Annotated in this window: 19 protein-coding genes and 4 tRNA genes; 1 reads left to right on the top strand and 22 read right to left on the bottom strand. The window is 68.4% G+C overall.

Going from position 1 to position 19,646, the window contains the following annotated elements; translation table 11 throughout:
- Positions 1-96 precede the first annotated feature (96 nt).
- From AB0C19_RS31630 to AB0C19_RS31545, 18 genes are all read right to left on the bottom strand, one after another.
- Positions 97-3,528, bottom strand: coding sequence for a DNA-directed RNA polymerase subunit beta (locus tag AB0C19_RS31630; RefSeq protein ID WP_091402413.1), 3,432 nt, complete (start codon positions 3,526-3,528; stop codon positions 97-99).
- Positions 3,529-4,097: 569 nt separating this feature from the next.
- Positions 4,098-4,484, bottom strand: a complete 387-nt coding sequence (rplL, locus tag AB0C19_RS31625; protein ID WP_030489578.1) for a 50S ribosomal protein L7/L12 — start codon at positions 4,482-4,484, stop codon at positions 4,098-4,100.
- A 54-nt stretch (positions 4,485-4,538) separates the two neighbouring features.
- On the bottom strand, positions 4,539-5,084 hold the full coding sequence (gene rplJ / locus AB0C19_RS31620) for a 50S ribosomal protein L10 (RefSeq protein ID WP_112584808.1): 546 nt from the start codon (positions 5,082-5,084) through the stop codon (positions 4,539-4,541).
- Positions 5,085-5,424: 340 nt separating this feature from the next.
- Positions 5,425-6,114 carry a hypothetical protein gene (locus tag AB0C19_RS31615; protein WP_357191243.1) on the bottom strand — a complete coding sequence of 230 codons (690 nt, stop codon included), beginning with the start codon at positions 6,112-6,114 and terminating at the stop codon, positions 5,425-5,427.
- A complete protein-coding gene (locus tag AB0C19_RS31610) occupies positions 6,111-7,001 on the bottom strand; it encodes an ATP-binding cassette domain-containing protein (RefSeq protein WP_357191241.1) in 891 nt (296 codons plus the stop codon). Before AB0C19_RS31610 ends, AB0C19_RS31615 begins: the two co-directional genes overlap by 4 nt.
- A gap of 80 nt (positions 7,002-7,081) precedes the next feature.
- Positions 7,082-7,798 (bottom strand): 50S ribosomal protein L1, encoded by a 717-nt coding sequence (gene rplA, locus AB0C19_RS31605; RefSeq protein WP_238667528.1) that lies wholly within the window; start codon positions 7,796-7,798, stop codon positions 7,082-7,084.
- A gap of 79 nt (positions 7,799-7,877) precedes the next feature.
- Positions 7,878-8,309: a 50S ribosomal protein L11 gene (gene rplK / locus AB0C19_RS31600; RefSeq protein ID WP_091402426.1), complete on the bottom strand. Its 432-nt coding sequence runs from the start codon at positions 8,307-8,309 to the stop codon at positions 7,878-7,880.
- 186 nt (positions 8,310-8,495) lie between these two features.
- Complete coding sequence (gene nusG / locus AB0C19_RS31595) at positions 8,496-9,218, bottom strand: transcription termination/antitermination protein NusG (RefSeq protein ID WP_238667527.1); 723 nt, start codon at positions 9,216-9,218, stop codon at positions 8,496-8,498.
- Positions 9,219-9,256: 38 nt separating this feature from the next.
- On the bottom strand, positions 9,257-9,646 hold the full coding sequence (gene secE / locus AB0C19_RS31590; RefSeq protein WP_091403530.1) for a preprotein translocase subunit SecE: 390 nt from the start codon (positions 9,644-9,646) through the stop codon (positions 9,257-9,259).
- 213 nt (positions 9,647-9,859) lie between these two features.
- Positions 9,860-9,932: transfer RNA gene (locus AB0C19_RS31585), tRNA-Trp, on the bottom strand.
- Positions 9,933-10,061: 129 nt separating this feature from the next.
- Positions 10,062-10,454, bottom strand: a complete 393-nt coding sequence (locus AB0C19_RS31580; RefSeq protein ID WP_357191237.1) for a MaoC family dehydratase — start codon at positions 10,452-10,454, stop codon at positions 10,062-10,064.
- 1 nt (position 10,455) lies between these two features.
- Positions 10,456-10,902: a MaoC family dehydratase N-terminal domain-containing protein gene (locus tag AB0C19_RS31575; protein WP_357191235.1), complete on the bottom strand. Its 447-nt coding sequence runs from the start codon at positions 10,900-10,902 to the stop codon at positions 10,456-10,458.
- Positions 10,903-11,028: 126 nt separating this feature from the next.
- Complete coding sequence (rpmG, locus tag AB0C19_RS31570; RefSeq protein WP_007073056.1) at positions 11,029-11,196, bottom strand: 50S ribosomal protein L33; 168 nt, start codon at positions 11,194-11,196, stop codon at positions 11,029-11,031.
- A 132-nt stretch (positions 11,197-11,328) separates the two neighbouring features.
- Positions 11,329-11,401 (bottom strand) — tRNA-Met (locus AB0C19_RS31565).
- Between the two features lie 24 nt (positions 11,402-11,425).
- Positions 11,426-11,498, bottom strand: a tRNA-Thr gene (locus AB0C19_RS31560).
- Between the two features lie 93 nt (positions 11,499-11,591).
- Positions 11,592-14,123 (bottom strand): EAL domain-containing protein, encoded by a 2,532-nt coding sequence (locus AB0C19_RS31555; RefSeq protein ID WP_357191232.1) that lies wholly within the window; start codon positions 14,121-14,123, stop codon positions 11,592-11,594.
- Positions 14,124-14,179: 56 nt separating this feature from the next.
- Positions 14,180-14,353 (bottom strand): hypothetical protein, encoded by a 174-nt coding sequence (locus tag AB0C19_RS31550; RefSeq protein ID WP_238689123.1) that lies wholly within the window; start codon positions 14,351-14,353, stop codon positions 14,180-14,182.
- Positions 14,354-15,282: 929 nt separating this feature from the next.
- Positions 15,283-15,366 (bottom strand) — tRNA-Tyr (locus tag AB0C19_RS31545).
- Positions 15,367-15,513: 147 nt separating this feature from the next.
- On the opposite strand from AB0C19_RS31545, the gene AB0C19_RS31540 reads away from it, so the two are divergent.
- Positions 15,514-16,008, top strand: a complete 495-nt coding sequence (locus AB0C19_RS31540; protein WP_328420594.1) for a YajQ family cyclic di-GMP-binding protein — start codon at positions 15,514-15,516, stop codon at positions 16,006-16,008.
- A 213-nt stretch (positions 16,009-16,221) separates the two neighbouring features.
- Here the strand turns inward: AB0C19_RS31540 and AB0C19_RS31535 are convergent, their stop codons facing one another.
- The 4 genes from AB0C19_RS31535 to htpX form a co-directional block, all read right to left on the bottom strand.
- The gene (locus tag AB0C19_RS31535; RefSeq protein ID WP_357191229.1) at positions 16,222-16,623 is read right to left on the bottom strand and encodes a hypothetical protein; all 402 of its coding nucleotides are present in this window, start codon (positions 16,621-16,623) and stop codon (positions 16,222-16,224) included.
- Positions 16,624-16,649: 26 nt separating this feature from the next.
- Complete coding sequence (locus AB0C19_RS31530; RefSeq protein WP_357191227.1) at positions 16,650-17,177, bottom strand: dihydrofolate reductase family protein; 528 nt, start codon at positions 17,175-17,177, stop codon at positions 16,650-16,652.
- 150 nt (positions 17,178-17,327) lie between these two features.
- On the bottom strand, positions 17,328-18,587 hold the full coding sequence (locus tag AB0C19_RS31525; RefSeq protein ID WP_357191225.1) for an MFS transporter: 1,260 nt from the start codon (positions 18,585-18,587) through the stop codon (positions 17,328-17,330).
- 148 nt (positions 18,588-18,735) lie between these two features.
- On the bottom strand, positions 18,736-19,611 hold the full coding sequence (htpX, locus tag AB0C19_RS31520; RefSeq protein ID WP_238687850.1) for a zinc metalloprotease HtpX: 876 nt from the start codon (positions 19,609-19,611) through the stop codon (positions 18,736-18,738).
- Positions 19,612-19,646 lie beyond the last annotated feature (35 nt).

Below are 19,646 nucleotides of genomic sequence, written 5' to 3'. Positions count from 1 at the left end.
TTTTTCCACTCCCATTTTTCTTTTTTTTTTTTTTTTTTTTTTTTTTTTGGGGGGGGGGGGGGGGGGGCCCCCCCCCCCCCCCCCCGACCGCTCACCTCAGACCTCTTCGACCGAGCTCGGCTCGCGCCGGGACAGGTCGATGCCCAGCTCCTCAGCGGCCCGGAACACCTCGTCGTCGGTCTCGCGCATTTCCAGGGCCACACCGTCGCTGGAGAGCACCTCAACGTTGAGGCACAGCGACTGCAGCTCCTTGAGCAGCACCTTGAACGACTCCGGGATGCCCGGCTCCGGGATGTTCTCGCCCTTGACGATGGCCTCGTAGACCTTCACTCGGCCGAGCACGTCGTCGGACTTGATCGTGAGCAGCTCCTGCAGGGCGTAGGCAGCGCCGTACGCCTGCATCGCCCAGCACTCCATCTCACCGAAACGCTGACCACCGAACTGCGCCTTACCACCCAGCGGCTGCTGCGTGATCATCGAGTACGGGCCGGTCGAACGAGCGTGGATCTTGTCGTCGACCAGGTGGTTGAGCTTCAGGATGTAGACGTAGCCGACAGCGATCGGGTCCGGCAGCGGCTCACCGGAACGACCGTCGAACAGCTGCGCCTTGCCGGTACGACCGATCAGCTGCTTGCCGTCCCGGTTGGGCAGGGTCGACTCGAGCAGACCGGAGATCTCCTCCTCGCGAGCACCATCGAAGACCGGGGTGGCCACGTTGGTGTCGCCCTCGGACTCGTGCGCGTCGATCGAGCGCAGCTGACGCTTCCAGTCGGCGTCGTCACCCTCGACCTTCCAACCGGTCTTGGCGACCCAACCGAGGTGGGTCTCCAGCACCTGGCCGATGTTCATCCGGCTCGGCACACCGAGCGGGTTGAGCACGATGTCGACGGGGGTGCCGTCCTCAAGGAACGGCATGTCCTCGATCGGCAGGATCTTCGAGATGACACCCTTGTTGCCGTGCCGGCCGGCCAGCTTGTCGCCGTCCTGGATCTTGCGCTTCTGGGCGACGTAGACCCGGACCAGCTCGTTGACACCCGGCGGCAACTCGTCGCCGTCCTCGCGGGAGAACGTGCGCACACCGATGACCGTGCCGGTCTCGCCGTGCGGCACCTTCAGCGAGGTGTCCCGAACCTCACGCGCCTTCTCACCGAAGATCGCGCGGAGCAGGCGCTCCTCCGGGGTCAGCTCGGTCTCACCCTTGGGCGTGACCTTGCCGACCAGGATGTCACCGGGGACGACCTCGGCGCCGATCCGGATGATGCCGCGCTCGTCGAGGTCAGCGAGCATTTCCTCGCTGACGTTCGGGATGTCGCGGGTGATCTCCTCCGGACCGAGCTTGGTGTCCCGGGCGTCGACCTCGTGCTCCTCGATGTGGATCGAGGTGAGCACGTCCTGCTGCACGAGACGCTGCGACAGGATGATCGCGTCCTCGTAGTTGTGGCCCTCCCAGCACATGAACGCCACCAGCAGGTTGCGTCCGAGTGCCATCTCGCCCTCGTCGGTGCACGGACCGTCGGCGATGACCTGACCGGCCTCGACGCGGTCGCCCTCGAAGACGACCGGCTTCTGGTTGACGCAGGAGCCGGCGTTGGAGCGGCGGAACTTGTGCAGCAGGTACGTCCGGCGGTGGCCGTCATCCTGGTGGATGGTGACGTAGTCGGCGCAGAGATCCTCGATCACACCGCCGACCTCGGCGACCACCACGTCGCCAGCGTCGACAGCGGCCCGGTACTCCATGCCCGTACCCACGAGCGGCGCCTCGGCCTTGACCAGCGGCACTGCCTGGCGCTGCATGTTCGCGCCCATCAGTGCCCGGTTGGCGTCGTCGTGCTCGAGGAACGGGATCATGGCGGTCGCGACCGAGGTCATCTGCCGGGGCGAGACGTCCATGTAGTCGACGGCACCGGGGACGACGTCCTCGGTCTCGCCGCCCTTACGACGGCAGAGCACCCGGTCCTCGGCGAACGTGCCGTCAGCCTTCAGGCGCGCGTTGGCCTGGGCCTTGACGAACCGGTCCTCCTCGTCCGCGGTCAGGTAGTCGATCTGGTCGGTGACCCGACCCTCGACGACCTTCCGGTACGGCGTCTCGATGAAGCCGAACGGGTTGACCCGGGCGAAGGTGGACAGCGCGCCGATCAGGCCGATGTTCGGGCCTTCCGGCGTCTCGATCGGGCACATCCGGCCGTAGTGGGACGGGTGCACGTCGCGGACCTCGAAGCCGGCCCGCTCCCGGGACAGACCACCCGGGCCGAGCGCGCTCAGCCGACGCCGGTGGGTCAGGCCCGCCAGCGGGTTGGTCTGGTCCATGAACTGGGACAGCTGGGACGTCCCGAAGAACTCCTTGATCGCCGCCACCACCGGGCGGATGTTGATCAGGGTCTGCGGGGTGATCGCCTCGACGTCCTGCGTGGTCATCCGCTCGCGGACGACACGCTCCATCCGGGACAGGCCGACCCGAACCTGGTTCTGGATCAGCTCGCCCACCGTACGGAGGCGCCGGTTGCCGAAGTGGTCGATGTCGTCGGCCTCGTAGCCGTCCTCACCGGCGTGCAGCCGGCACAGGTACTCCACGGTGGCGACGATGTCGTCCTCGGTCAGCGTGCCGGTGGTGATCGGAACGCCGACTTCGAGCTTCTTGTTGAACTTGTAGCGCCCGACCTTGGCGACGTCGTACCTCTTCGGGTTGAAGAAGAGGTTGTCGAGCAGGGTCTGGGCGTTCTCGCGCGTCGGCGGCTCGCCAGGGCGCAGCTTGCGGTAGATGTCGAGCAGAGCCTCGTCGGCGCCGGCGATGTGGTCCTTCTCGAGCGTGGTCATCATCAGCTCGGACCAGCCGAACTTCTCACGGATCCGCTCGGCCGACCATCCGATGGCCTTGAGCAGGACGGTGACGGCCTGCCGACGCTTGCGGTCGATGCGTACGCCGACCGTGTCGCGCTTATCGATGTCGAACTCCAGCCAGGCACCCCGACTCGGGATGACCTTGACGCTGGAGAGGTCGCGGTCGGAGGTCTTGTCCGGCTGCTTGTCGAAGTACACGCCCGGAGAACGGACGAGCTGGCTGACCACGACGCGCTCGGTGCCGTTGATGACGAAGGTGCCCTTGGGCGTCATCATCGGGAAGTCACCCATGAACACCGTCTGGCTCTTGATCTCGCCAGTGGTGTTGTTGGTGAACTCCGCGGTCACGAAGAGCGGAGCGCAGTAGGTCAGGTCCTTCTCCTTGCACTCCTCGATCGAGGCCTTGACCTCGTCGAAGCGCGGCGCCGAGAAGGAGAGTGACATGGTGCCGGAGAAGTCCTCAATGGGACTGATCTCTTCAAGGATCTCCGCGAGACCCGATCGTGCGTGCGGGTCGTCCGCCGACCGGCCCTGCCAAGCCTCGTTGCCGACGAGCCAGTCGAAGGACTCGTTTTGGATGGCAAGGAGGTTGGGGACCTCGAGGTGTTCGGTGATCCTGCCGAATGAAACTCGGCGGGGAGCGAATGCGCTCGACGTACGACTGGTCTTCGCAGGGCGGGAAGCTGCCAAGATGCGTCCTTCCGAGGACCGGTGCTGCAGAACGGCTGGTACGCGTGCACTCCAATGACCCCACCAGAAATATCCGTAAACGGACATTTCCGAGCAGGGGTCAAGTCGGAAGGCAGCGCAAACTAGCAGTGTAGCCGAGAGGCTAACCGCTGTCCAGCCCACCCCGCAGGTTGTTTGCGGAGCGCGCCTCGGCCCCCGTCAACCGGGGTCTGCCGGGCCGCTCAGAACGCAACTCCCCACTGGGCCGCTCGGGTTACAGCGGCTGATGGTGCCGCCGCTGTCATACCCACGTCGTGGCCGTCGCAAGCGCGGTGTCTTGCTGGTGTCAGCGTGCCTGGCAGCCCCGGGCCGCGTCAAGGGCCGGTATCCGGGTTGTCCCTTGTTTCCCACTGGAGGGCGACCCGCCACGCTCGTTCGGGTCAAGGGTACCCATTGTTGGAGCGCAGCTCAGGACCGGTCGCGGCCAGATCCACAAACACGGCGGGCGGTGATCCGTGTCGGATCACCGCCCGCCGTGACGCGATGGTGTCCCAGCTCACGAGCCGGGTACGCGTTTGTGGAACGTCAGGTCACTTGAGGGTGACCTTGGCGCCTTCACCCTCGAGCTTGGCCTTCGCCTTGTCGGCGGTCTCCTTGTTGACCTTCTCCAGGATGGCCTTCGGCGCGGACTCGACCGCGTCCTTGGCCTCCTTGAGGCCCAGGCCGGTCAGCTCACGCACGACCTTGATGACCTGGATCTTCTTGCCACCGTCAGCCTCGAGGATGACGTCGAACTCGTCCTGCTCCGGCTCGGCCTCGGCCGCGGCGGCGCCGCCGCCGCCACCCTGGGCGATCGCGACCGGAGCGGCAGCGGTGACCTCGAAGGTCGTCTCGAACTGCTTCACGAACTCAGAGAGCTCGATCAGCGTCATCTCCTTGAACGCGTCGAGCAGCTCGTCGGTGCTGAGCTTCGCCATATCTGGCGTCCTTTCCTGATTCTGTTAAGTAAGAACTGGTGCGCCGTGGGGGCCTCAGGCCGCCTCGGCGCCCTCCTTCTCGCGCTTGTCCTGCAGTGCAGCCGCCAGACGGGCGGTCTTCGACAGCGGGGCCTGGAACAGGGCCGCGGCCTTGCTCAGGTTGCCCTTCATCGCGCCGGCCAGCTTGGCCAGCAGCACCTCGCGGGACTCAAGGTCGGCGAGCTTCGTGACCTCGGCCGCGGTGATGGCCTTGCCCTCGAAGACACCGCCCTTGATGACGAGCTTCGGGTTGGCCTTCGCGAAGTCGCGAAGCCCCTTCGCCGCCTCGACGACGTCGCCCGAAACGAAAGTCAGCGCGGTAGGACCGGTGAACAGCTCGTCGAGGCCGGTGATGCCCGCGTCCGTCGCAGCACGCTTGGCCAGCGTGTTCTTCGCGACCGTGTAGCTGGTATCGGCGCCGAGCGAGCGCCGAAGCTGGGTGAGCTGGGAAACCGTCAGACCGCGGTACTCGGTCAGCACGGTGGCGCCCGAACTGCGGAAGCTCTCGGTCAGCTCAGCGACGGCCGTGGCCTTGTCGGCCCGGATCGGCTTGTCCGCCATGTCCCTCCTCTCTCGTTACTCGAGGCTGGTCCCTGTCTCGGCCGAAGCCGGAACGGGGGCGGAGGCGACGCGACAACGAAAAAGCCCCGGCGCAGGGCGCACGGGGCGAGGGCCGGCGGATCGTCATGGTCGGCGGACCATGCTCACTGCCGAGTTACGCTTGCCGCCCTACGCGGGTCGCCCGTCGTCGCGGGACCTTCGACCGTGCCGAAGCACGGTGACCAGCGGTCTTTGGGTGGTTCCTCATCCATGAGAACACGGATGACGGTTGAAGAGTACGCGCCCCGACCAGCAGCACCAAATCGCCCCAGGTGAGCCGCGTCACCCGTACCAGTGCCGGTCAGCCCTGGGCGCGCCGCCGCCACAGGTAGCCGCCGACGACAGCGGTGCTCCAGGCCAACGCCCACCCGCTCAGCCCCAGCAGTGTCAGCGCGGCTGCCTCGCCGCCGGTGGTGCGAGCGGCCGCCATGATCGGCGGTGCCAGCCAGGGGACCACCGAGCCGGTCAGGCCCAACACCACAGCGCCGACCCCGCCCAGGGCCAACACCGCGACCCCGTACCCGGCGCCGCCCACCGACGCCCGGCTGGCCAGCGCCCCAAGGGCAACCGCAGCGGGTACGACCAACGCGTGCGCCCACAATCCCAGCGCGAGCCCGACCGGAATCGACCGGTCCCCCGGGTCGACCGGGCCGGACACCCCGCCGACCAGCCACGGAAAGAGGAGCGCGACAGCCACCGTCACCAGCGCCGCCACCGCGGCGGCGAGCAGCCCGGCCACCCGCTCCCGGGCCACCCCGACGGTCACCTGCGCCAGCCGACGCTGCACGTCCGGCTCGACGTCCAACAGGATCTTGGTCTGCCAGGCGAGCACCGGGAAGAGCACGACAGCGGAGACGCCGTACGCCTCCGCCGGCTGGGCTCGGCCACCGCCGTAGAGAGTGCCGAGCGTGATCAGGCCGGCGAGCAACGGCGCCAACGCCCGGCCGGTTCGCAGGAAACCGGCCAACCGCATCCGGACCAGGGCGCTCACCGGGTCTCCCCCGCTGCCGACTCGACAGTGACGTCAGCGGCCTCCGGCTGCTCCGCTGTCAGTTCCCCGGCCATCCCGAGCGGCGGCGCGGCGGGTCGGGCGGCACCGGCCGACCGGAGCGGCTCGACGGGTACGGCCTGGGGTGCGGCGGTGGAGGCGTCGGAGCGTACCCGCAGCACCTGATGGCCCTCGGCGCGCAACCGGGCGACGGTGCCGGCGACCCGCGCGGCCGGCACCGCGACCTCGACCACGGCGATCGTCCCGTCCGTCGACGACGTCTCCTCGGCAAGTGAGCCGTCGGCCACCAACCAGCGGCGCGCGGCCGGGAGCCGGACCGTCTCGCCGCGGTGGTCGCTGACCAGGACGGACCCGTCGGCGGCGAGCACCTCGGCGATCAGCTCGGGCACCAACTCGCGGGTGGCGGCGTCCAGCCCCTCCCACGGCTCGTCGAGCACCAGCAGGCCCGGTGGGCGCAGCAGCGCCTGGGCGAGGCCGACCTTCTGCGCGGTGCCCTTGGACAGCTCCGGCAACCGGACCGAGCGGAAGGCGGCCAGCCCGAGCCGGTCCGTCCAGGAGGTAACGGCCTCGTCGGCAGCAGCCCTGCCCAGCCCCGCCACCCGGGCCATCCCGGTCAGATAGCGGGTCACAGTGAACGGTTGGTCCGCTGGGAAACGCTCCGGCACCCAGCCCACCCGCGCCGGCCGGTCGGTGACCCGGCCCCGGCCCGGGCGGAGGACCCCCGCGGCCACCTGGAGCAGTGTCGACTTGCCCACCCCGTTGCGGCCCAGCACGATCGCCACCTCGCCGGGACCGATCCGCACATCGATGCCTTGCAGCACCCACGGCCCCCGCCGGTGGTACCGCAACCAGACGTTCTCCAGCCGCATGGCGTCGAGCCTGCCACACCTGGAACGCGCTGGGGCGCCGCCACTGTCGTGGCGGCGCCCCAGCGGAGCAATCTGTCGACTCAGGCGTCGGCCTGGTCCTCCCGAAGGTTCTTCACCAGGTTCGGGTCGACCGGGACGCCCGGGCCCATCGTGGTGGTCAGGATGACCTTGCGAAGGTACTTGCCCTTGGCCGCGGACGGCTTGGCACGCAGCACCTCGTCGAGCACCGCAGCGTAGTTGTCCACCAGCTGGGTCTCCGTGAAGGAGGCCTTGCCGATGATCAGGTGCAGGTTGGAGTGCTTGTCCACCCGGAAGGTGATCTTGCCGCCCTTGATGTCCGACACCGCCTTGGTGACGTCCATGGTCACCGTGCCGGTCTTCGGGTTCGGCATGAGACCGCGCGGGCCCAGGATCCGCGCGATCCGGCCGATCTTGGCCATCTGGTCCGGCGTGGCGATCGCCGCGTCGAAGTCCAGCCAACCACCCTGGATGCGGGCGACCAGCTCATCGGTGCCCACCTCGTCCGCACCCGCGGCGGCGGCCTCTTCGGCCTTCGCGCCGCTGGCGAACACGATCACGCGGGCGGTCTTACCGGTGCCGTGCGGCAGGTTGACCACGCCGCGGACCATCTGGTCCGCCTTGCGGGGGTCGACGCCGAGGCGCATGGCGACCTCGACCGTGGCGTCGAACTTGACGTTGGTGGTCTCCTTGGCCAGCTTCACGGCCTCGGTGGGGGTGTAGAGCTTCGACCGGTCGATGACATCGGCGGCCTTGCGGTAGCTCTTGCTGCGCTGCATTGCTGATTACTCCTGTGGTCTCTGGCGGGCCGCTCGGCGCGAGCCCTCCCACGGTTTGGGTCGAAGGCCGGGGCCGACGTCAGTCGTTGACGGTGATGCCCATCGACCGGGCGGTGCCGGCGATGATCTTCTCGGCCTGGGCGATGTCGTTGGCGTTGAGGTCGGCCATCTTCTTCTCGGCGATCTCACGCAGCTGGGCGCGGCTGACCGAGCCGACCTTCTCGGACTGCGGAACACCCGAACCCTTCTGCACACCGGCGGCCTTGATCAGCAGCCGGGCAGCGGGCGGGGTCTTCAGCACGAACGTGAAGGACCGGTCCTCGAACACGCTGATCTCGGCGGGGACGATGTCGCCCCGCTGAGACTCGGTCTGCGCGTTGTAGGACTTGCAGAACTCCATGATGTTCACGCCGTGCTGGCCGAGCGCGGGGCCGACCGGCGGCGCCGGCGTGGCCTGGCCCGCCGGCAACTGAAGCGTGAACGTCTTGACGAGCTTCTTCTTCGGAGGCATGTCACTTCCTGGGGCTTGGAGCTGGGAAAATGCGGCTGTCGCCGCCCTCGGGCGCGCACGGTCAGCGCGGTGCGACAGCGGCGACATTCAAGAGTAGCGCAGGCCGCAGCCCACTCGTCCGCCGAGGTCGAGCGAGAGCGCGTACGCCGACGTCGGCGGCGGGCCGGGCCCGCCGCCGACGACCAATCAGATCTTGGCGACCTGGTTGAAGTTGAGCTCCACCGGAGTCTCACGACCGAAGATCGACACCAGCACCTTGAGCTTCTGCTGGTCGGCGTTGATCTCGCTGATCGTGGCCGGCAGCGATGCGAACGCGCCGTCGGTGACGGTGACGGAGTCGCCCACCTCGAAGTCGAGAACCTTGATCTCCGGCTTCGACTTCTTCTGCTCGGTCTCGACAGCCGGCGCCAGCCACTTCAGCACCTCGTCGAGCGAGAGCGGAGCAGGCCGGTCGGCCCGGTCGGTCGCGCCGACGAAGCCGGTCACACCCGGGGTGTTCCGGACACAGGAGTAGGACTCGGCGGTCAACTCCATCCGAACCAGGATGTAACCCGGGAAGACCTTGGCCTGGATCTGCGAACGCTTACCGTTCTTGACCTCGACCTCTTCCCGGGTCGGCACCTCGACCTGGTAGATGAAGTCCTCCATGTCGAGACTCGTGATCCGGGTCTCGAGGTTGGTCTTGACCTTGTTCTCGTAGCCGGCGTACGAGTGCACCACGTACCAGTCACCCGGCGCGTAGCGCAGCTTCTGCCTCAGCTCCGCGACGGGGTCGTAGTCCTCGTCCGGGGCGGGCTCGGTCGTAGGGAACTCCGGCTCGCTGGCGGCCTCAACCGACTCGTCACCAGCCGCCGTCGCGACCGTGGACTGCTCGTCCACCGGTCCGGCGGTCTCGTCGTACTCAGGCACGCTCGCTCACTTCCGTCACTATGGCTGGAGGCAGCCGGTCAGTCCGAGTTGCCAAAGACAAACAACACGACCTTGGCGAAGCCGAAGTCCAGCACACCCACGATCGTCAGCATCACCGCGACGAACGCCACCACCACGGCGGTGTAAGTCAGCAACTCCTTGCGGGTCGGCCAGATGACCTTACGCAGTTCAGCTACGACCTCGCGGAAGAACCGGGCGATGCGGCCGAAGACGCCCACCCGACCCGTTTCCGACCGCGTGGTCGGCCGGCTGTCTGCCGACTCCGCCCGGGCACGGGACCGCGTGGCGGTGCCTCCCCGGGAAACCGGCTCGTCCGCGCCGGAGGCGTCGTCGTCGGCCACGTCGTCGACGACCTCGTCGTCCAGACGATCGTCGCCGTCGTCGTCGCGCCGCTTGTTGTCGGCCACTTCGCCCTCCGTCGCGGAATCTGGGGTCGCACGCCGAGTGGCGTACGCGGCGCTGGTCACGCCGGCCGGACCCAACCGTCCCGCGACGGGCCGCGGCCGGTGGATCACCCGGAGGGCCCCGATTGCCTCGGAGCCACCCCGCCGATGCCACCACCACGGGCCGGACGCCGCCAAGTGGCGGCGCGACCCACGGGAACGGTCAGGCCTGAGGCGCAGGGGTGACAGGACTTGAACCTGCAGCCTGCGGTTTTGGAGACCGCTGCTCTGCCAATTGAGCTACACCCCTATGTGGCAACACTCGCCCCACGCGGCCACAGACGACCGAGCAGGGGTCACTTGCCCCACGGCGGACCAGTGTACGGGTAGCCGCCCGACTTTCCCAACCGGTCTCTCCGCCACGCGTGGCGGGCTCCGCTCAGCGTGCCGTCCGGATGGTTGCCCGCGCCTGCGACAGCACCTTCTCACCCAGGCAGGTGGCGGTCACCTCGAGCCGGGTGAGACCGTCCTCGGTCACCTCGCGGACCCGCGCGGTCACCTCGATCTCGGTCCCCTGGTCATCGTCGGGGACCACCACCGGCCGGGTGAAACGCACGCCGTACTCGACCACCGCGTCCGGCGACCCGGCCCACTCGGTGACCGCCCGCCCGACCAGCGCCATCGTGAACATGCCGTGGGCGATCACCCCGGGCAGGCCCACCTTGGTGGCGACCCGGTCGCTCCAGTGGATCGGGTTGAGGTCGCCCGAGGCGCCGGCGTAGCGGACCAGGTCCGCGCGGGTCACCCGAAACGTCTGTGCTGGCAACTCCATCTCACGCCTCCCCGCGAATGACATACCTGGCCCAGACCGCGACCACTGGTTCCCCGCCGACGGTGCTCACGTCGGTGCGCGTGGTCAGGAAGCCGTGCCCACCCCTGGTGCTGACGTCCTCGATGGTGTTGGTGCAGACCAGCTCGTCGCCGGCGACCACCGGCCGGGTGTACGCGAACCGCTGGTCGCCGTGCACCAGGCGGCTGTAGTCGACACCCAGGGCCGGGTCCTCGATGATCTGGCTGCTCGCGGCCATCGTCACGATCACCGGAAAGGTCGGCGGGGCCACCACGTCAGGGTGGCCCAGCGCCCGCGCGGCCTCCGGGTCGTGGTGGGCCGGGTCGGTGGCGCCGACGGCGCTGGCGAACTCGCGGATCTTTTCTCGGCCCACCTGGTAGGGGGCGGTCGGCGGATACGTCCGGCCGACGAAGGAAGGGTCCAGAGGCATGCCGCGAACCTACACGGAAAGCCCAATCGCCGACCTGATCGGTAGGCGGCGGCGGAGCCGCACCAAACCGGTCAGGTCGGCGATCGGAAAGCTTCGACAACGGCCGGCCCTGAGGCCGGCCAGCGGTCAGCGGGTCTCGCGGTGGACCGTGTGCCGACCGTCACGCGGGCAGAACTTCTTCAGCTCGATGCGGTCGGGGTCGTTGCGCCGGTTCTTGCGCGTGATGTAGTTGCGCTCCTTGCACTCCACACACGCCAAAGTGATCTTCGGCCGGACATCGGTAGCCTTCGCCACGGCGGAGTGCCTTCCTCGCTAACGGAAACAACTACGACGCGCCAGCCTAGACGCTGACAGCGCGGACATGCAAAGTGGGCGCCAGAAGCGCCCATTCTTACGACCACCGGCAACGAGCCCGGAAGACGAGAGTAGCGGTGGCCGGACTTGAACCGGCGACACAGCGATTATGAGCCGCTTGCTCTACCATCTGAGCTACACCGCTGCGATGGGTCCAGCTGAACCCTCGAGCCCCCTTACGGAATCGAACCGTAGACCTTCTCCTTACCATGGAGACGCTCTGCCGACTGAGCTAAGGGGGCCTGCGCGATCTCCCCGTGGGGCGCGCAGGAGTAAGAGTACACGGCCCGGCTCGACAGGTGAAATCGGATCCCCGGTGATCGTCCGCGCCCTGTTCAGGGCACAACACGCAGGCGCGGCAGCTCTCCGTTCGAGGCTGTCTCCGGCTCCACCTGGGCGCCGAACCAGGCGGCCAGCCGCTCGTACGGCAGCGGCCGGCTGAACAGGAAGCCCTGCCCGATCTCGCAACCGATGTCCTGGAGAAGCTCCAGGGTCAGCTCGCTCTCCACCCCCTCGGCCACCACCGCCAGGCCGAACTGCTGGGAGAGGGTGACCACCGCGTTGACGATCGCCAGGTCCCCCGGGTCGGTCGCCATGCCCTGCACGAAGGAACGGTCCACCTTCACCTCGTGCACCGGCAGCCGACGCAGGTGCGCCAGAGACGAGTCACCAGTGCCAAAGTCGTCCACCGACAGCCGTACGCCGAGATCCCGCAGTCGTTGCAGAGTGGGGATGGGTCGGTCCGTGCCGTCCAGCACCCCCGACTCGGTGATCTCCAGGGTGAGACGCTGCGCCGGCACCTTGTACTCGGTCAACAACTCCTGGACCCGGTCCGGGAAGTGCTGGTCGATGAGCGTACGAGCCGAGAGGTTGACCGCGATCGGCAGCGGCTGGTCGGCCAGCGCCCAATCTCGACTGCGCCGAAGGCCCTCCCGGAGCACCACCTCGGTGAGCCGGCTCAACTGGCCGGTGTGCTCGGCCACCGCCACGAAGTCCTCGGGCGCGACAGTGCCGTGCGCCGGGTGCTCCCAGCGGGCCAGACACTCCACACCCACCAGGCGCCGGTCCCGCAGAGTCACCTTGGGCTGGAAGTAGACCTCCAGCTCGTCCTGATCCAGTGCGCGGCGCAGATCGCCGGCCAGACCCAACCGGCGCAGTGAACGGGACTCCAGCGCGGGATTGAACAGCTGCGCGCTGCCCGGCACCGACTTGGCTGCGGTGGCGGCGAGGTCGACCCGAAGCAGCAGGGTCGCCGCGTCGCTGCCGTGGTCCGGGTGTACGGCCACCCCGACGGCAGTGTCCACGTCGAGGGTGAGCGCGTCGAAGACCATCTCGTCGCGGATCTGGTCGCGCAGTTGGGCGGCCAACTCGAGCGCTGCCTCAGCGCTCTCCAACCGCAGCGTCACCAGGAACTCGTCCCCGCCGGCACGACCAACCAGAGCCGACGACGGCGCGCTGGCCCGCAACCGATTGGCGACCTCGATGAGGACCTTGTCTCCGGCCGCGTGCCCCAGGGACTCGTTGACCTGGCGCAGCCCGTCGACGTCGAAGAGCAGCAGCGCCACCACCTCGCCCGGTGCGCGGATCTTTACCGACTCGTCCAGCGCCCCGGTGATCCGCCGCCGGTTGGGCAGTCGGGTCAACGTGTCGTGGTGCGCGTCGTGCCGGAGCCGATCGACCAGCCGCGAATTCTCCAGGGCCACGGCTGCGTGTGCCGCCACGGTCTCGAAGATGGGGATGTCGCCACGGGTGAAATGACCGACGTCGCTGAGCCGGTTGGCGACCTCCAAGGTGCCGATGACCGCCTGACCGGACCGGAGCGGCACAACGATGACGTCCTTGATCTTGCCGCGACTCAGGGCCTGGCGCTCGTTCGACTCGTCGTCGAAGGCGCGCCCCACCGCGACGGTCCGCCCCTCACCCGCGGCTCGCTGGCGAAGGGAAGCCGGCGTCCGTACGACGTCCAGCAGACCCGAATCGTCGACCCTGGCGGTGAGTAACACTTCGGGGTGACGGCCCAGGGCGGGCAGCCACAGAGTCGCGTACTCGGCCTGCATCAGGGCCCGGACCCGCCCTAGTAGAGCATCGACGAGCGTCCCGTCCTGGCCGCGCTCCCCGATTGCGCGGGTCAGGTCGTACAGAGCGGCCAGCGTCCGGTGTTGCCGGAAGAACTCCGCGTAGGAGCGGTAGACCAGGACCAGTGCCACACCGAGTGCGACAAGCAGCACCAACGACCACCAGGTGGTCGTGACGGCGATCAGGATGATCAGTCCGAGCGAGACGTTGATCGCCGCAGTGAGCAGGGCGGGGCGTGCGGTGCGGAGAGAGTCCCGTCCCGCCTGCCAGCCCTGGAGAAGGGTGTGCACGCCGACGATGCCCGCAAGGCTGACAAGGATCACAGCGGTTACGGCCGCGAAAAGACTCAGCCAGGTGCCGGGGTCGTCCACCTCCTTCGAGGGCGGTAGCGCCTGAAGGAGGAGTACGGCGAGCGAGGTCCCAGCGGCCGCCTTGGCCACGTTGAACCAGAACTTGACGGGCGCGAACCGGTGCCGCGTCTGCGTGAGCATGGAGGCCACCGTGTAGATGGCGACGACGGTCAGCGGTGGCAGCAAGAAGAGCGCCAGCACCAGCGGAATCTCGGTCAGGGTCATGCCGAACGACTGCCGCCGGACGACAAAGTTGAGGACCGGCATGCCCACAGCGGCCATGGCGACCAACAACAGGAGCGCGAGAAGCCATTCACCGAAGGGCTGGGACGACACCAGCCCCGTGACCATGGAACAGATCGCTGCGAAGAACACCAGCGGCGCGGTGATGAACCAGGCACGATCCGCCGAACGGCGTCGCGATCGATTACGCGGAGCCATACCGCTCCCTACGGCGCCTGCAGTTACCGCTCTTGAGTGGGGGTGAGCTGAACCAGTCAGCGACCACTGCCGAAGACAGTGTTCTCCGGAACGACAGTCCAGATGAGATCGATGGCCTGAGCTCCGCTGGCACTGCTGTCGAAGAGGCCGGCGGGGAAGGCGACGATGGCGGCGGCAGCGAGAACAAGGAGGAGAGACCCACCGAGTCGGCCTAGCCTTCGACCAGACATGATCGCTCCTGTCGGGAGATGTACAGCGTTGATGGAGGTTCCACGATCGTGCCACAGCGCGGGCAGCCAGAGAAGTGGTGGTCGCCCGACTGGCCCCACCGTCTGTTACTTCCCGCCGTTCGGCCTACCGCCCCCAACGCACTGGACCAGATCACAAGCTTGCGGGGTGGTTCACCGCTTCACGCAGCGTTGAATACGACCTTCAACGCAATTCGGGTCCAGCTGTAGACACTCACCACATCCGGCTTGGCGGTCACCCTCAGCAACACCTCAACAGCCCGCGACAAACTCGCGCCTCCATCCGGCCATCGACCACCATACCGGCTCCTCGCCATCCCGCCAGCCCTTCGTCGGGTTCATTTCAGTGGGCGGAGAGCGACATGGGCGCTGACCACGAGCAGCGGATGCGCAGCTAACATCGCACTTGGCATCGATGACAGCAGATAGAGCGTGTTCTGACGTAGGTCAAATCCGCCATGAGCTCGAGCGCCAACCTGGCGGCAGACCCACCGACAGGATCACCGCAACGCCCGGAACATGACCCGCAGCCCCGTGGAGCGTCAGACCGAGCACGGCGGCCGACGCGATCTCGGCCGCAGGCGACCGCCTGATAGCGGGTGTGGAAGGTCCGACCCTCGCGATCCTCGCCGGCATCTCGCCAACCAACGCAACGACTACGTTGACGCCGCCTATGACGGGCACCCGTAGACCAGCACAACGACAGCGGACGTCGACGCGACGCCATCACCGAAGCTCGCCACCTCGTCGGCGACACCACGGCCAAGATCGGCAGCTGAAAGGAGGGCGCTCATCGAGTGCACAGCAGACCTTGCCGTTCATGGCGTCCTCGCCGTCAAAGCAGTTGGCGACGAGACAACGACAACGGCCCCCGATCAGCATCTCTGCTGGTCAGGGGCCGTGTCTGCACCTGGTGGCGGGTAGAGGATTCGAACCTCTGAAGCTTTCGCGACGGATTTACAGTCCGCTCCCATTGGCCGCTCGGGCAACCCGCCAGGGCACCCCACCGCGTCGTAACGCGGCGGCGGAAGCAAGGATAGCGGCTCCCCCCGGCACCTACGCAACCGGGTACGGTCAGGGGGTCGTGCCGCTGGTCGGCGGCCGACGGCAGGCCCAGACCGCCGGACAGCAGGAGCAGAAACATGGCAGCGAACCCGTCGTTCGACATCGTGAGCAAGGTTGACCGTCAGGAGGTCGACAACGCCCTTCGGCAGGCGGAGAAGGAGCTTGCGACGCGGTTCGACTTCCGCGGCACCGGCGCTGAGATCTCCTGGTCTGGCGAGGAGGCGATCGGCCTTCAGGCGGAGACCGAGGAGCGCGTCCGCGCCGCACTCGACGTGTTCAAGGAGAAGCTCGTCAAGCGGAACATCTCGCTGAAGTCGCTGGATGCTGGGGATCCGCGCCCATCGGGCAAGATCTTCAAGATCGACTGCAAGGTGATCCAGGGCATCGAGACGGACAAGGCCAAGGCGATCAGCAAGAAGATCCGCGACGAGGGCCCGAAGGGCGTGCAGGCGCAGATCCAGGGCGACCAGCTGCGGGTCACCGGCAAGAAGAGGGACGATCTCCAGGCGGTCATCTCGCTGCTCAAGGGCGAGGACTTCGGCGTCGCCCTCCAGTTCAACAACTACAGGTAGGGCAGAGCCGGCCGGCCGGGCGATCGGGCCGACGGCCTTCGGCCAGCTGAGCAGCCGTCGTTCGTCACTCTCGGCGGACTTCGGCAGCCCTCCCCGACCCGGCCTCGATCCACCCAACCGGGGACGCCACCCGCCGAGCCGGCGTCAGGCCCACTGAAGCTGAGGAAGTCACCCGCCCGAGTCGGCGTCGACCCACCCCAGGTCGGCGTCGACTCACCCCGCCGGTCGGGCTGATTCCGCACGGAGTCCGTCGACCACGAGTGCGTGGACAGAGCGCAGCACGGCCGCCTCCTGTTCGTGGCCCACGCCGCTGGCGACAGCGGCCCAGTGCACGGCGCACTGGGCGGCCAACCCCCATTGTCTGCGCGACAGCTTGATGGCGACTTCCTCGTCGTCGGTCGGCCAGTTACCGGAGCCGGCGACGCCAGGGGTCCAGTGCGCGATCTGGTCCCATCCTGCTTCGCGGATGCCTGACCCTGTCTGCACGACCTGGTGAGGATCGTCGCTCTCTGCCGCAATGCTGACCGCGCTGTCGACCGCGCCATCCAGGTGGCGCCACTGCCAGGTGGTCATGCGCAGGCTGAAGACTCGCTCCGGGTCGTCGACGTGTTCCATGTGGCTCACCCCATCGGTACGCGGGCTCAGTAGACGACGCGGTACCAGTGCTCGGTCTCGCCGGGCAGCGACTCCAACCGCACTTTGGTGCCGCCGGGGTGGTCGAACATCCGCACCCCGTCGCCGAGCAGTACCGGGGCGAAGAACATGAGGACCTCGTCGAGCAGCCCGGCCTCGACGCACTGCTTGGCGACGTTGGCGCCGAGGATGTTGACGTACCTGTCCCCGGCGGCCTCCTTGGCCTGGGCGACGGCGGTGTGCAGGTCACCGACGAACGTGACGTCCGCGGGTGGCTCGGCCGGTGGCCGGTGGGTGAGGACGAACACCGGCCCGTGGTACTGGCCGCCGAACGCGCCTTCGCTGTCGGTGCCACGGTTGGGGTCGTCGCCGCCGAATGTGCCGTTGCCGGCCAGGATCGCGCCGACGCTGTTGAGTAGGCGCTCCGCCGTCGGGTTTTCGCCGCCCAGGTGGTCGGTCAGCCACGACATGTCGCCGCCGGGGCCGGCGATGTAGCCGTCGAGTGACGCCGTCGCCGAATATAGAACCTTAGCCATGAAGCCAGGGTAGGCGGACGGAACCCGGGTTCCTGGAAGTCGGGGTGTCCGGCGCGCAGGGAAACCCCGACTTCCAGGAACCCGAGTGGACCAAGCCGACACCACGCCGCGCGGACCAGGCCCGCAGCGAAACAGCCAGAAGACAGCAGGTCAGACGGGGACAGGCTGTTCGGCGCGTACCGCAGTGGTTTCCGCGCGGGCGATGGGCCCGGCGGGTAGCGCGGCGACCGCCGCCCCGACGGCGACCGCCGCCCCGGCGAACAGGAACGCCCAGCGGACGCCGCCGGCGTGGTCCACGATCACGCCGGCTACCGAGCCGCCGGCGGCGCTCGCCGCCACCGCGACGGTGACCACCCAGGTGTACGCCTCGTTCAACATGCCGGTGGGGGCGATCCGGCCGACCAGGGTGTTCTCCAGTGTCAGCGCGGGCGCGATGGTGGCCCCGCCGGCGACCAGCGCGACACCCAGCGCGAGCGGGGTGGGCATCACCGCGAACACGGCGAAGGTGGCGGCCAGCGCGCCGAGCAGCAGGGCGAACTGTCGGGTCATGTTCGGTGCCGGCTTGCGGACGCCGAACCACAGCCCACCGATGGCACTGCCGACGCCCCAGACCGCGAGCAGCACGCCGGCGAGGCTCTCCGGGTCGCCGGTGGAGTGGTCGCTCGCGAACGCGGGCACGATCACTCCGGCGGCACCGAACGCGATGCCCAGGCCGGCGACGCAGATCAGCAGGGCCGGGAACCCGGGGACCCGTAGCGGGCCGAGCCCGCGCGCGTGGTGTTCCCGCGGGTGCGGACGCCAGCCGCGCATGACCCGGCCGAGGGCCACGGCGGTGGTGCCGACCAGGGTGACCACTGCCGCGCCGATCAGCGCGGCCGCCGCGTCGGCGACGAGGACGAAGCCGGCGACGAGCAGCGGGCCGAGGACGAAGACGATTTCGAACAGCGTGGTTTCGGCGGCCAGCGCGGTGTTGCGCAGGTGGTATCGGCCGGAGTTGGGGCCGGTCAGGTCGTTCCAGGCGCCTCGGATGGCGGCGGTGAGCGGCGGGTAGGTGGCACCGGCCACGCCTGCGGCGAGGTAGATGACGGGGAGCGCGTCGTCGCCGGAGCGGCTGGCCAGCAGCAACCCGATGAGTGCCAGCGGGTGGGCCACGGCGGTGAGCAGCAGGACGGGGCTGGGGCCGACCCGGTCGGCGATCCGTCCGGCCACCGGGCTGAGCGCGGCGCCGGCGAGGGCGTAGATGCCGCCGGCGATGGCGGCCAGCGAGTAGCGCCCGGTCACCTGCTCGACGACAAGGAGCAGCGCCAGCGGGGTCATGCCGATTCCGAGCCGCCCGATGATGCCGGTGATCAGCAGCATGGGCGCGCCGGGGACCCGCCAGACACCCAGGTACTGACGCAGCGCGGTCACCGTGAACCTCCCGGGATGTAATGAGCGTGAGCCGTTATGACCCTAACGCCGCTGCCTGACCGGAGGACAGCGGAATGGTCTCCGACACAGCGATCCGCCCGTACCCGGCGTGGCCGGGTACGGGCGGAGGCGTTGATGGATCAGCGGGTCAACGCTGGAACTGCACCGGCCCCGAGTTGCGGGCCATCTGCTCCAGCCGGGCGACGCGGTCCTCCATCTTGGGGTGGGTGGAGAAGAGCGCCGCCATGCCGCCGCCCCGGAACGGGTTGGCGATCATGAGGTGGGCGGTGCTGGTGAGCTGACCCTGGGCCGGCAACGGCCGGCGTCGGGCCACCGCGTCGATCTTGCGCAGCGCGCTGGCCAGGGCCAGCGGGTCGCGGCTCAACTCGGCGCCGGAGGCGTCCGCCTGGAACTCGCGGCTCCGGCTGATGGCCAACTGGATCACCGTGGCCGCGATCGGGCCGAGGATCAGGGTGAGCAGCAGCACAGCCGGGTTGGGTCGGTCCTCGTCGTCCCCGCCGCCCAGCGGGATGAAGAAGGCGAGGTTCGCCAGCAGGGTGATGATGCTGGCCAGGCCGGCCGCCACGCTGGAGATCAGGATGTCCCGGTTGTAGACGTGGGACAGTTCGTGCCCGATCACGCCGCGCAGCTCACGGTAGTCGAGGATCTCGGTGATGCCCTGGGTCACGCAGACGGCCGCGTGCTGCGGGTTGCGACCGGTGGCGAAAGCGTTGGGCTGCGCGGTGGGGCTGACGTAGAGCCGCGGCATCGGCTGCCGGGCGTCGGTGGCCAACTCCCGGACCATCCGGTACAGCTCGGGGAACTGCGCCTCGGTGACCGGTTGCGCCCCCATCGAGCGCAGTGCGAGTTTGTCGGAGTAGAAGTAGGTGACGCCGTTCATGACCAGAGACACGAGGACGGCGATGACCAGGCCGCCGCTGCCGCCGAACCAGTAGCCCACCGCCAGGATCAGGGCGCTGAGCAGGCCGAGCAGCGCTGCGGTCTTCAGACGGTTGTGGTGCACGATGTCTCCTTCGGTGCACGGATCGCCGGGATCCG

The sequence above is a fragment of the Micromonospora sp. NPDC048842 genome (assembly GCF_040649935.1).
GTDB lineage: Bacteria > Actinomycetota > Actinomycetes > Mycobacteriales > Micromonosporaceae > Micromonospora > Micromonospora hortensis.
Note: the sequence above shows the minus strand (reverse complement) of the source record. Positions and strands in the feature narration are given on the sequence as shown.